Genomic DNA, 13,490 nt, shown 5'->3' on the forward strand with positions numbered 1-13,490 from the left:
GTGGCTTTCAAATCCAAATTAATTAATATTTTAAAATTAATATTTCCATCAAGCTTTATTGAATTAGGCGTTTTTGCATTTTTCATTATTTGTTATGGAATTTTAGGCTCTTATATTGCAATTAATTACAGAATAATTTTTGACGACAGAATCCCGTGGGATGCTTATTTTAGCTTTGACAACCGCTCAATTATAATGACCGGAGGAAGCTTTGAAAGACACCCTCTAGCCTACTATTTTTTTAATTGGATAAGAGAATTAGCTTTATTGATTTCAGATGGAAAAACAAACGATACATTTAGGCTTACTCTAGCTTGGTTTAGCAATCTAGTCATTAGCTTAGGTCTGGTCCAGATTTTTAAGTATATCAAAAATATTATTAGCCTTCCATTATTCTTTAGCCTATTAATAACTCTCTTCTTTGGATTATTTTCGACAAATATTATCCTTTCTTTTACTCCCGAAAACTTTACATACACCTTATTTTTACTGACTTTATTTAATTATTACGCAGCTAGAAAAATTAAAAAAGAAGAAAAAATCCCGGCGATACCCTTAATTTTAGCTGGAATTTCAATCGGTGGACTTACCGTAACAAACATTATAAAAGTTTTTATCCCAGTAGCATTTGAAAAAGGACTTTTCAAAAATTGGAAGAAATTTGGAAATGCCATTCTAAGAATAGCACTAACTTGTATTTGCTTCATATTATTATACTTAAATAGAATTGATTTTAAGTATAAAACAATCTTCTCAAAAACAAACAGTCAATATGAAAAATTCTCCAATGTAAAATCAACTCCGACCTGGGACATGATTTCATCTTATTTTTTTGGAGGGAACATTTTATTTCCAAGTTTTATCATTCGTAATAAACACAACATGAAAGGCTTCGATTTCAAAGGCTTATTTATGGCTGTTTACACTTCTTGGATTCCTTATGTATTCATTTCTATACTTTTGATATTGATTTTGTGGAGTTATTTTAAGAATTTCAAAAGCAAATTTGTTCAGATATTAATGATCTCTTTTTTCATTGATATCATCATCCATTGCATTATGAGATTTGGACTTCACACCTCTTATATCTATGGTGGACACTTTGTTTTTGTCTATCCTTTACTTTTAGGATGGCTGTTTTATTCATACAAATCATCGCCTAAAATTCTCTCTTTTTTAACTGTTATTCTAGGACTTTTATTTACTTATTTAGCCTTCAATAATTATTTAAGAATGACAGAATTTTTTTGGTTTTTAAATCAATATTACCAATAAAAAAAGCTGAGAAAATTCTCAGCTTTGATATTTTATATTTAAAAAAAATTATTTCGCTTCTGCACAGAAAATTCTGTATTGCACAGGAATTGCTGATTTAAAATACTCTCTAACCTTAGACAAATCCGAAGCAGCACTCTGTTTTGTAAAATAACTTCCAGCCAAAATTTTATAATTTGGTCTTAGTGAAGCATCCGTCTCAACTTTCAAATTAGGGAATCTTCTTCTGAAATAAGACTTCACTTCATTTGCCTCTTCATTACTCTTCACAGTCGTGATTTGAAGTTTATATCCTAAAATTCGAGGGTTTTTTCTGCAAATTTCTGCATTTGTAAGCTCTCTGTTCGGAACATAAATCTTTGTTGGCTTCGTATAAGGAGTGTCATCATCATTATCTCTTGATGAATTATTAGTTGCTACTCGGGAACATTTATCCTCTAAATTCCCCAAAGCATCGCTCACTTTCGGGTCCATAGACATGATTAACTCTGTTCCAGACAAAGTATCTTTCTTCACAACCTGCTGTGCTCCAATATTATAAAACCCTAATAATGATAATACTGAAAATATTTTGATTAAATTTTTCATTTAAACTTGTTTCGGCAAATTTATACAAATTAAAAAATTATGCCAAACGAAGTTATTTAGAATTAATACAAATTAACCACAAATGATATTTTCCCCTCTCGTTATGGCGTTAAATTCCTGTTAAAAATATTATTTTTGCGGGATTGATTGGTTCAATATTTTACTAACATAAGATAATTTAAATGATTAGTTGGAGAAAGCATTATAAACAAACGTTGATCGCAATAGGCTTATTGCTATCAACCAGTGCTTCAATTTACGGGCAAGACGGCGATCCTAAAAACGGAGAGAAACTTTTCAAAGCGAATTGTACTGCATGTCACGCGCTGGACAAACAAGTAATAGGACCTCCTTTGAAAGGGGTTGTAGAACGAGTGAAGACAGAAGGCGGTGTAGACAAAGATTGGCTTCACAAGTGGATCAAAGACAACAAAGCTCTTAGAGCTTCTGGGGATAAATACGCGAATGAGATTTTCGAAAAATTTAATAAAACTGAAATGTTACAGTTTCCGAATCTTACAGATAAGGATATTGATGACATCTTAGCTTTTACAACTAATCCTCCGGCTGTAGAAGAGCCTAAAAAGGACACAGGAACAGCGACTGCAGCAGATGGTGCACAAGCCGCTCCGGCAAGCAATACTACGACAAGTGTAGTTATTATTTCACTTTTAGCGATTGCTGCTCTATTAGTTTGGATCTTAATTAAACTAAGACAATTAGTAAAATTAGGGCAATCTGAAGACTTAGCTGGACTTAACGAAACTAGAGTTAAATCTTTCAGCGAAATCTATGAAAAATACCATTATGTAGGTAAAGGATTATTAACGATCCTAGCTATTTTGGCAACTTATGGAATTTGGAACTGGATCATGTGGATCGGGGTTTACAAAGGATACAAGCCAGAACAACCTATCTATTTCTCTCACAAAATCCACGCTGGGGAACAGAAAATTGACTGTCAGTTATGTCACTCTAGTGCTAAATACGGTAAAGTATCTGAGATTCCTTCTATGAACGTTTGTATGAACTGTCACAGAACAATTTCTGAATACGGAGCTAATGATTACATGGAGCCAGGAAAAGACAAAGCATTCTATGACGGAGAAATCCAGAAGATTTATGCTGCGACAGGTTGGGATCCTGCTAAACAACAGTATACAGGTAAAACTCAGCCAGTAGAATGGACGAGAATTCACAACATGCCGGATTTCGTGTACTTTAATCACTCTCAGCACGTAGTTGCAGGTGAACAAGCGATCATTAATTCTTTCAACAAAAAGAATCCAACAAACAAAATTGATGTTGTTTGTAAAGCTTGTCACGGAAAAATTGATACAATGAATGTTGTTCAAATGGCTAATGACTTCACAATGGGATGGTGTATTGAATGTCACAGAACTACTGAAGTGGACATGAACAACGGTTATAATAAAGAATACTTCAAAAATCTACACGAAAAGCTGAAAAAGCAATACCCTAAAGACGGAGGTAAAATTACTGTAGACGCAATTGGAGGTCTTGAGTGTGGTAAATGTCATTATTAATAACTAAAAATTAGAAGTATAAATGGCTTCAAACAAAATACAATTTAGAAGTATTCATGAACTTAAAGACCCGGCTTTAAATAATAAGCTGGCTCAGAAAGAGTTTCAGGAAGAAATTCCGGTAGAAGATTTCCTTGGAGATGCTGAACAAAACGGATCAAGTACTTCAAGAAGAGATTTCTTAAAGTTACTAGGATTCTCTACAGCAGCGGTAACGCTTGCTGCTTGTGAAGCTCCGGTAATTAAAACGATTCCTTACGTAGTAAAACCTCACGATATTATTCCGGGGGTTCCAAATTACTACGCTTCAACATATTTTGATGGGTTCGATTTCGCTAGTGTTTTAGTAAAGACTCGTGAAGGTAGACCAATCAAAATTGATCCAAACCCGGCAGCTGGTGATTTAGGTAAAACTAACGCTAGAGCTCAGGCGGCTGTACTTTCTCTTTATGATAATGATAAAGTAAAGCAACCTAAGCTAGACGGCAAAGACGAAACTTTCGATAAAGTAGATGATTTCGTTCTTAAAGGATTAGAAGAAGCTAAAGCAGTTGGTAAGAAGATCGTTCTTTTATCTCAATCTTTTGCTTCACCAACTTTCAAAAAGTTATTCGCTGATTTTAAAGCAAAATATCCTACAGCTGAACTTGTAACTTTTGATGCTTTCCCTTACTCTGCAGGATTAGATGCTGCTCAGGAAGTATTCGGACAAAGAGCATTACCAGTTTACGATCTTAAAGGTTCTGAATTAGTAGTTTCTTTCCAGGCAGATTTCTTAGGAGATTACAACGCTGGAAGCTTAGAAACTTCTTTTGCTGAAGCAAGAAAACCGGGAGCAAGCATGTTGAGACACATCCAAGTGGAATCAAACATGTCTTTAACTGGTGCTAATGCTGACTCAAGATATAGATTAAAGCCAAGTGCTGTAAACAAAACTTTAGTTGAAGTTTACAATGCAATCGTAGGAGGAGGCGCTGCTTCTGACAAGATTGCTTCTGAGATCGTAAAAGAATTACAAGCTAAAGGCAGCAAAGCTGTTGTATTGGCGGACGGTTCTAAAGGAGCTCAGGTTCTGGCACACTTGATCAACCAAAAATTAGGTTCAGTAGCTTTCACTGGTAAAGCGAACTTCTTAAGAGAATTTGACCAAGCGAGATATAACGAATTCTTAGCATGGGTAAATGCAGGACAAGTTGGAGTATTAATTACGAACAACGTAGATCCTATCTACTCTCATCCAAAAGGAGAAGATTTCAAAAAATCTTTAACTAAGGTTCCTTATGTAGTTGCTGTTGCAGATAAGAAAAATGAAATGTACAAAGCAGCGAAAGCTGTAATTCCTGTAGCTAACTGGCTAGAATCTTGGGGTGATATGGAACCTCAGACTGGAGTTTATACATTAATGCAGCCTACAATCCAAAAAATCTACAAATCAAGACAGATTGAAGAATCTCTATTGGTTTGGAAAAATGGAAAAAACAACGCTGCTAATAATTACTACGATTATTTAAAAGCTAGTTCTGCTTCAATCTTAGGAGCAACTTCTTTCAACAAAGCTTTATATAATGGTATCGTTCCTTCTAATAATGCAACTACGTTGTCTTATGCAGGTGGAAACGCTTCTCAAGCTATTGCTGAATTAGGAAACTTCAAAGCTTCTGATCTGGAATTGGTATTATATACTAAGACTTCAATGGGAGACGGTACTCAGGCAAACAACCCTTGGTTGCAGGAATTACCAGATCCAATCACTAGAATGTCTTGGGATAACTACTTGACAATTTCTCCTAAAGATGCAGAAAGATTAGGTATTGAAAACGATCTTAATGCTAGAATGCAGTTAGACGGTTCAATCGTAAACCTTACTGTAAACGGAGTAACAATAAAAGATGTTCCTGTATTCATTCAGCCAGGACAAGCAGACGGATCAGTAGGTCTTGCGCTTGGATATGGTAAGAAAAACTCAGGAGCTACTGCTGATACAGGCGTAAACGCTTATCCTTTATTTGATGGTTCTAACTTAGCTATTTCAAATGCTAAGATCGAAAAAACAGGTGAAGATCATGAGTTTGCTGGTATTCAGCTTCAGAATACTCTAATGGGACGTTATGAAATCGCTAAAGAAGTTCCTTTAGCTGAATATATTAACGTAGCATTCGATGACGAACACAAAGGATGGAACAAGCCTTTGGAGTACCACACCATTAGCGGAGCGCTTCCAGCAGGTAAAATTGACCTTTGGGATGCATTCGATGATACAGATGGTCCTCACTTCAACTTATCTGTTGACTTGAACTCTTGTACTGGTTGTGGGGCATGTATTATTGCTTGTCAGGCAGAAAACAACGTTCCTGTTGTAGGTAAAGAAGAGATCAGAATGTCTAGAGACATGTATTGGTTAAGAATTGACCGTTACTACTCTGCTAAAGAAAAGATCGAAACTAAAGAAGGTATTGACAGAGGACTTAACGTTCCTAACTTATACGACATCTTAATCGAGCCAAACGAAAGTCCTGATGTAATTTTCCAACCGGTAATGTGTCAGCACTGTAACCACGCTCCATGTGAAACTGTATGTCCGGTAGCGGCTACTTCTCACAGTAAGCAAGGTCAAAACCACATGGCTTACAACAGATGTATTGGTACAAGATATTGTGCAAACAACTGTCCGTACAAAGTAAGACGTTTCAACTGGTTTACTTATAACTTGAATGATAAATTCGACTTCAATCAAAATAACGATTTAGGAAGAATGGTTCTTAACCCGGATGTTGTTGTAAGAACAAGAGGGGTTATGGAGAAATGTTCAATGTGTATCCAAGAGACTCAGGCTACAATCTTAGCTGCTAAGAGAGAAAACAGAAAAGTATCTGACACTGAATTTAAAAATTCTTGTGCTTGTGCTGCTGCTTGTTCTACCGGAGCAATGACGTTTGGAGATATGAATGACAAGGAATCTGAAGTTAGAAAATTATATTCTAGCAACAGAAGATATTATTTACTAGAAGAGATCGGAACCAAGCCAAACGTGTTCTATCACACTAAAGTAAGAAACAGAGTAGAAAAATAAAGTTTAAATAATAAATAGGTAAAAAATGTCAGGACATTACGAAGCTCCGATAAGGGAACCTCTAATTATTGGTCACAAAACTTATCACGATATTACAGAAGATATCGCACGACCTATCGAAGAAAGAGCAGGAAAATTATGGTGGGTATCACTATATGCAGCCTTAGTTCTATTCATCTACGGATTCGGCTGTATCGCTTATACTATCGGAACAGGTATTGGAGCATGGGGGCTTAACAGAACTATTAACTGGGGTTGGGATATTACCAACTTCGTATGGTGGGTAGGTATCGGTCACGCCGGAACACTTATCTCCGCAGTATTATTATTATTTAGACAGCGTTGGAGAATGTCTGTAAACCGTTCAGCTGAGGCGATGACTATCTTCGCGGTTGTTCAGGCGGCAATCTTCCCTGTTATCCACATGGGTAGAGTTTGGGTAGGATATTGGGTTTTCCCTTTACCTAACCAGTTTGGTTCTCTTTGGGGGAACTTCAACTCTCCTCTACTTTGGGACGTATTTGCGATCTCTACGTATTTCTCAGTATCAACCGTATTCTGGTTCATGGGATTAATCCCTGACTTTGCGATGATCAGAGATAGAGCAAAAACTCCTTGGACAAAGAAAATTTATACATTCCTAGCATTCGGTTGGGGTGGTAAAGCAAAACACTGGCAGAGATTCGAAGAACTATCTTTGGTTCTTGCAGGTTTAGCAACTCCACTTGTATTCTCAGTACACACTACCGTATCTTTTGACTTCGCAACTTCGGTTATTAAAGGATGGCACTCTACGATCTATCCTCCTTACTTCGTTGCTGGAGCAATCTTCTCAGGATTTGCAATGGTACAAACACTATTGTTGATCGCTAGAAAAGTTTGTCACTTAGAAGACTATATTACAATGTATCATATCGAAATTATGAACATCGTAATTATCTTAACAGGTGGTATGGTAACTGTAGCTTATGCAACTGAATATTTCATCGGATGGTACTCAGGATCAAGATTTGAAGACTTTACTTATCTTTCTCCAGGTGCAGCAACCGGTCCTTACTGGTGGGCGTTCTGGGCATTGATTAGCTGTAACTTAATTATTCCTGCATTATTCTGGTTTAAGAGAGTTAGAACAAATATCATTGCAACATTTATTATTGCATTAATCATCAACATCGGTATGTGGTTCGAGCGTTTTGATATTATCGTTATCAACCTTTCTAGAGACTACTTACCTGGATCTTGGACAATGTTTAAGCCAACGATCATTGATGTAGGTGTATACTTAGGAACAATCGGATTCTTCTCTGTATTATTCTTACTATACGCAAGAACATTCCCTGTAATTGCACAGGCCGAATTGAAATCGATTCTGAAAATCTCAGGTGAAACTTATAAAGCAAAAGAAGGAGATGAGCACCACTAAAATTGTATACGGACTTTATGCTGATGACGACGATCTAATGAACGGCGTTAAGGCATTCAACGATAAAGGGATTGCGATAAACGAAGTTTATACTCCATTCCCGGTTCACGGACTAGATAAAGCTTTAGGTTTAAAGAAAACTAGAATCTCTGATGCTGCTTTCTTCTATGCTCTTTACGGTCTTACCATTGGTGCCACTGTAACTTGGTATGTGATGAATCATGACTGGCCTCAAAATATTGGTGGTAAACCTGCTTTTGACTGGGCACATAACATGCCTGCATTTGTAGTTCCAATGTTTGAATTGATGGTTTTCTGTGCTGCTCACATGATGTCATTAACTTTCTTGGTAAGAAACAAAATGTATCCTGGAGCTCCTGCACAAAACCCGGATCCTAGAACTACAGATGATAAATTCCTTATGGAGTTTGTAACTGAAGATGTAGAATCTGTAAAGCAGTTGCTTATTGAAACCGGAGTTGAAGAAATAACTGTTAAAGACGCTTAAAATGAAAAAGAATGTATTAAAAATTACAGCAATTTTAGGTTTAACTACAGTTTTACTTAATTCTTGCGGACCGAAAGAAAACACTCCGTTGGTATATTTCCCGGATATGTACTTTCCTGTAGCTTATGATCCATTGATGAAAGCTCAGGATGCGTATTCAGATCATGAAAATGAAATTCCGGCATTTGTTAAAAATAGTTTTGCAACAGGTCTTGCTCCAGTAGAAGGATCGGTTGCTCAAAATAAAGATGGCGTTTTTGAAGAAGGTTTACTTCCAAAAAATGTAGACGAATATAACGCAGGTTATGATGCATCTAAAAAACTAAATGCTTCTCCTTTAAATCCGGCAAACGCTGCTAAGGATATTGAAAGAGGAAAAATGTTATTCGACCATACTTGTGCTGCATGTCACGGAACAGGAGGTGATGGACAAGGACCAATTGTACAAAGCGGTGCTTTCTCTGGTGTACCAAACTATGCTGATAGAGAAATTACTGTAGGATCTGTTCATTATGTATTAACAAACGGTAGAAATGCAATGGGTTCTTATGCTGGACAGCTTAACGCTGGAGACAGATGGAGAGTGGCAATGTATGTGATGAGCGCCTTCAAAAAAGGAGCACCAGCACCTGCAGCAGCTACAACGGCTACAGCTACACCAGCTGCAGCTGCAACAGAGACTACTACCGAAACTAAAAAATAAGAAAAGAAATGTATAGTTTTTCACCAAAATTAAAATCAACTTCTCTAATACTTCTTGTTGTAGGTTTAGTTCTGTTTGGTATTGGTTTTTTCTTGAATAAAGGAATTAGCACAGAAAGAATAGAACAAATGATGGAAGCTGTTCATGCTTCCGGTCATACTGCTCCTACACATTCAAGTGAAATGATTGGTCCTCAGGATCACGCTGCTCACTTGGAACATGCAGAACTACAGATTCACAATCAGCCTTTAGCGGCTATACACTTTGTGGCTGTATTTTTCTTTGGAGTAAGCTGCGCGGTATTATTTTTCTATTGTATTCAGCACGCTGCTCACGCAGGATGGCCAATTATTATTACAAGAGTAATGGAAGCTATTGCTTCTTACATCCCTTACGGTGGTGCAATCTTGGTAATCTTAATGCTATTGAATATCTTCCACCAAGGTCACTTATTCCATTGGATGGATCCGGATTTAACAGATCCAAACTCTGCACATTTTGATGTGATCTTATTTGAAAAGAAAAGATTCTTAAATATTCCTTTCTATGCAATCAGAACATTGATCTACGTTATCGGAGCATCATTCTTCGCATGGAAATTGAAAGCACAGTCTAAAAAAGTAGATGATACAAAATCTTTAGTTGAGTATCAGTTCCTTTACAGATGGGCTGTTGGATATATCGCATTCTTCGGGTTTGCTTCTGCAGCTTGGGCATGGGACTGGTTGATGTCTATTGACCCTCACTGGTATTCTACAATGTATATCTGGTATTCAATGGTTAGCTGCCTATCAAGTGGTATTGCTGTTATCATTTTATTAAGTGTTTATCTTAAGAAAAATGGTTTCTTACCACAGTTCAATGACAATCACTTGCATGATTTAGGGGTATTCCTTTTCGCTACAAGTATGCTTTGGACGTACACATGGTTCGCACAGTTTATGCTTTATTGGTATGCAAACGTACCGGAAGAGGTAAACTACTTCTTCGGAAGATTCCAACACTACGGAGTTACTTTCTTACCAATGTTGATCATCAACTTCTTATTACCATTATTGGTATTAGTAAGTAGCAGCATCAAGAGAAACTACAGAGTAGTTACAGTAATGGCGATCGTGGTTATTTTAGGTCACTTATTAGATTACTTCAATATGGTTATGCCGGGAACGGTAGGACCTTTCTGGAACACTCCGGAAGTATTGTTACTAATATTAGGAGCTGTATTATTTGTAGTTGGATTGTTTATGTTTACAGTGCTTTCTGCATTAGCTAAACTTAAATTGATTCCTACAGGTAACCCATTCTTACATGAATCTGAAATTTATGAGTATCCTTTCTAAGGACTTGTAACAAAATAAAACTTTAAAAGACTGATTATTAATTAATCAGTCTTTTTTTATGGAATGAATTCACCATTTCAGGCAACTTTTTTAAAATTGTTTCGTCTTGTCATTAGATTGGTTATATAACTATTAAAAAATTATTATGAAAAAAAGTTATCTGTTTTACATTCTATTTGTTTTGGCATTTCAATTTATAAATGCACAGTCTGTTACTTTTGTTTCGGAAAAAACAAATAAGCCACTTCCCAAAGTTTCAGTTTTTGGAAAGGACGGAAGTATTCTTGCCTTTTCTGATATTGATGGAAAAATAGATAAAAAGTCAATTGATCCGGCTCAGGAAAAATTTCAAATTATATATGATAACTTTTCGGTTGCCACACTCTCCTATTCAGATTTTGATAAAGAGATTATAAAAATTAATGACAGAGTAAAAGATATCGAAACAGTAGTTATTAAAAATAATAAACCTGCAAAATATATTTTCGTGAAAGGAAATTTCAATTCTTATGTAACCGTTAACAACAAATTAAATTGCTATACAGACGGAATTGTCACCTACATTTTCGATAATAAAACGAAGAAACTGAAAAGTACAAATGTTGAACAATACAGAGTTTACAGACTCGAAGATGTAAAGTTTGAAAAAAAGCAGACTGCAATGTGGGATTATGATGCAACATTGGAGGTTCCGGATTTGAAAGAAGTCGGAAATATTTTAGATTATAAAAGTAAAAGATCAACCATCAAAGAATTAAAAGGCGGCCAGAAAGATCAAATTGAAATCACGGGTGAAGCCTTACAGAAAAAAGAATTTGCATTGTTCGGATACAGATTTTTTGATATTAAAAGTATCTTAAATTTATCCTATGAAAAAGGAAGCAAAAAAACATTGCGCGATTTATTAGAATTTAATGAAATTAATTTTTTAAAGCTAAAGCATAAAAGTGAACCAGATTACAATCAATTAATTCTTTACACCAACTTCTATCCTACAGAATTAAACTTCAGCAACGAGAATGATATCGAAAAAGTGAAATTCAAAACAGATAACAGCAATTATCAGTCAAAATTCTGGGAATCGCCATCTTTTCCGAATATGCAGAGTGTTTTTAGCTCATTTTTTAAAGATGATTTAAAAGAGCAACAAAATAAAAAATAAAAAATGTCTTTTCGTAAAGGTTTTATTAAATTTGTAGCAAACCAAAAAAACATGAAAAAGTTTTCTTTTCTACTAATTTTCAGCTTATTGCTTTTCACGGCATGTAAGAAGGATCATGTAGATGCTACAAGTACACAAACTTTGCAGTCTAGTATCAATGATATGACTTCTAGCCTTCCAACCATTAAACAGATAAAATTTAATGAAGCTCTTTATATTCTTAAAACATTTGGAGTAGAAGCTGATGGCGATGTAAACGAATTGAAAGCTCTTGGAAAGCTTATTAACGGAAAAAAAGTTCCCGAAATTTTGACGATGGCCGATCAGGTTGCTCAAAAAAACGGTATCGAATGGGCAAGTACTGCTCCACCTTCACTAGGTGAAATGAATATCTTCGGTGACGAGAAAGCAAAAGAAAGCGATCCAAACGACGTTAAAGCAAGCTCTTTAAGCATCATCACAAGACCTTCTGCGGATGATGGAAATGGGGCAACTGCGATCCAGATCATTCCAAGATTGGTAGATAATGCAGGAAATCCTGTTGCATTTACCGGAGCCGGTCTAGAAGCAACTTTGGAAGTTTTCAGTAATGGAGTAAGACTTTCTACCTCTAAAAACCTGATGCAGGATAATAATTTCAAAGGATTTAACTTGAAATTCTCATCACTTCTTGCTTCAAAAGTGGTTGACAATAAAATCGACATCACGGTTTCTGTAAAAACAACTGCAAAAACTTTCCAAATGTCTAAAATCGGATTGGATGTTAATGCATCTGCATTGAAAGTTCCTGCACCACCAAAAGTAGATTCTACAGCGGTAAACCAAGATCCGGCAGCTATTGATCCGAACAATCCAACGACAACAGTTCCTCCAACTGGAACAACAGATCCTGCAGCAACTACAACGCCTGCTACACCAAAACAGCCGACTGCAGATCCTAAAAATACAGTAACTAAGTTTTTAAATAACGTAAGTTCACAAAACCTAAAAGCGGCTTTTGACGCATCAAACAACCCAAATTGGGGAAGTTATGAGTCTTTCTCGAACCCAACTTCAGGTTTTGGATCTGTGAAAAATGTTAGCGTTAAAAACATCAGTTCAAACGCTACCAATCCTAACAATGCAAGTGTAAATGCAACCTACGATGTTACCGATAAAAATGGAAAAACAACTTCATTAAAGGTAACTTTCGGGCTTAAGAGTGTAAACGGAGACTGGAAAATTTCCAGCTATAAAATAAACCCATAAATGGCTTCAAAAGAACTCATCAAAAAATTAGAAGATACGATTGAAAATATTCCTGATTTTCCGATTCCGGGGATTCAGTTTAAAGATATCTCTCCAATTTTCTTAGACCCAAAACTTTACGAAGATGTTATTAAAGATCTGGTAGCATTCAGTAAAGGAAAAGTAGATGCAGTCTGCGGAATTGAAAGCCGAGGCTATTTATTCGGAATTGCAATTGCGGTTGCATTAGAAGTTCCGTTTATCCTGATCAGAAAAGCAGGAAAACTTCCTCCACCCATCATTTCAGAAAAATATGATCTGGAATATGGAAGTGCAGTAATCGAAACCCGCGAAGGACAGATCAAAAAAGGACAAAGAATTTTAATTCACGATGATCTGTTGGCAACGGGCGGAACTACAGAAGCAGCGGCTAAATTAGTTGAAAAACAAGGCGCAACCGTAACTCAATTCAGTTTCCTGATTGGTCTTACAGGCTTAAATGGTGATGAAAAATTAAAAAAATTCAACTCTGAGATCTATCATATTTTAGAATATTAAAATGTAAAATATAAAGATGCTGAACAATGTTGAGCATCTTTTTTAATCTAAAAACAAGCAATTTTTCAAGAGTTTAAATGATTTATCTA

At 35.9% G+C, this 13,490-nt stretch carries 11 protein-coding genes; 10 read left to right on the forward strand and 1 reads right to left on the reverse strand.

Going from position 1 to position 13,490, the window contains the following annotated elements:
* Window positions 1–1,275 (forward strand): DUF6080 domain-containing protein, encoded by a 1,275-nt coding sequence (locus tag SB689_RS07945; protein WP_410691591.1) that lies wholly within the window; start codon window positions 1–3, stop codon window positions 1,273–1,275.
* A 48-nt stretch (window positions 1,276–1,323) separates the two neighbouring features.
* Here SB689_RS07945 and SB689_RS07950 read toward each other — a convergent pair whose 3' ends face one another.
* On the reverse strand, window positions 1,324–1,863 hold the full coding sequence (locus tag SB689_RS07950; RefSeq protein ID WP_410691592.1) for an SPOR domain-containing protein: 540 nt from the start codon (window positions 1,861–1,863) through the stop codon (window positions 1,324–1,326).
* A gap of 182 nt (window positions 1,864–2,045) precedes the next feature.
* On the opposite strand from SB689_RS07950, the gene SB689_RS07955 reads away from it, so the two are divergent.
* The 9 genes from SB689_RS07955 to SB689_RS07995 all read left to right on the forward strand — a co-directional run bounded on the left by SB689_RS07955 (window position 2,046) and on the right by SB689_RS07995 (window position 13,401).
* Window positions 2,046–3,410, forward strand: coding sequence for a c-type cytochrome (locus SB689_RS07955; RefSeq protein ID WP_410691593.1), 1,365 nt, complete (start codon window positions 2,046–2,048; stop codon window positions 3,408–3,410).
* Between the two features lie 22 nt (window positions 3,411–3,432).
* On the forward strand, window positions 3,433–6,480 hold the full coding sequence (locus SB689_RS07960; RefSeq protein ID WP_410691594.1) for a TAT-variant-translocated molybdopterin oxidoreductase: 3,048 nt from the start codon (window positions 3,433–3,435) through the stop codon (window positions 6,478–6,480).
* A gap of 25 nt (window positions 6,481–6,505) precedes the next feature.
* On the forward strand, window positions 6,506–7,903 hold the full coding sequence (nrfD, locus tag SB689_RS07965; RefSeq protein WP_410691595.1) for an NrfD/PsrC family molybdoenzyme membrane anchor subunit: 1,398 nt from the start codon (window positions 6,506–6,508) through the stop codon (window positions 7,901–7,903).
* Window positions 7,890–8,411: a DUF3341 domain-containing protein gene (locus tag SB689_RS07970; RefSeq protein WP_066753743.1), complete on the forward strand. Its 522-nt coding sequence runs from the start codon at window positions 7,890–7,892 to the stop codon at window positions 8,409–8,411. Before nrfD ends, SB689_RS07970 begins: the two co-directional genes overlap by 14 nt.
* A 1-nt stretch (window position 8,412) precedes the next feature.
* On the forward strand, window positions 8,413–9,114 hold the full coding sequence (locus SB689_RS07975; RefSeq protein ID WP_410691596.1) for a c-type cytochrome: 702 nt from the start codon (window positions 8,413–8,415) through the stop codon (window positions 9,112–9,114).
* A gap of 8 nt (window positions 9,115–9,122) precedes the next feature.
* Window positions 9,123–10,454 carry a quinol:cytochrome C oxidoreductase gene (locus tag SB689_RS07980; protein ID WP_410691597.1) on the forward strand — a complete coding sequence of 444 codons (1,332 nt, stop codon included), beginning with the start codon at window positions 9,123–9,125 and terminating at the stop codon, window positions 10,452–10,454.
* A 145-nt stretch (window positions 10,455–10,599) separates the two neighbouring features.
* Window positions 10,600–11,616 (forward strand): hypothetical protein, encoded by a 1,017-nt coding sequence (locus SB689_RS07985; protein WP_410691598.1) that lies wholly within the window; start codon window positions 10,600–10,602, stop codon window positions 11,614–11,616.
* 51 nt (window positions 11,617–11,667) lie between these two features.
* Window positions 11,668–12,864 carry a hypothetical protein gene (locus tag SB689_RS07990; protein WP_410691599.1) on the forward strand — a complete coding sequence of 399 codons (1,197 nt, stop codon included), beginning with the start codon at window positions 11,668–11,670 and terminating at the stop codon, window positions 12,862–12,864.
* The gene (locus tag SB689_RS07995) at window positions 12,865–13,401 is read left to right on the forward strand and encodes an adenine phosphoribosyltransferase (RefSeq protein WP_066753751.1); all 537 of its coding nucleotides are present in this window, start codon (window positions 12,865–12,867) and stop codon (window positions 13,399–13,401) included.
* Window positions 13,402–13,490 lie beyond the last annotated feature (89 nt).

Source organism: Chryseobacterium sp. SIMBA_038, assembly GCF_046535115.1.
GTDB lineage: Bacteria > Bacteroidota > Bacteroidia > Flavobacteriales > Weeksellaceae > Chryseobacterium.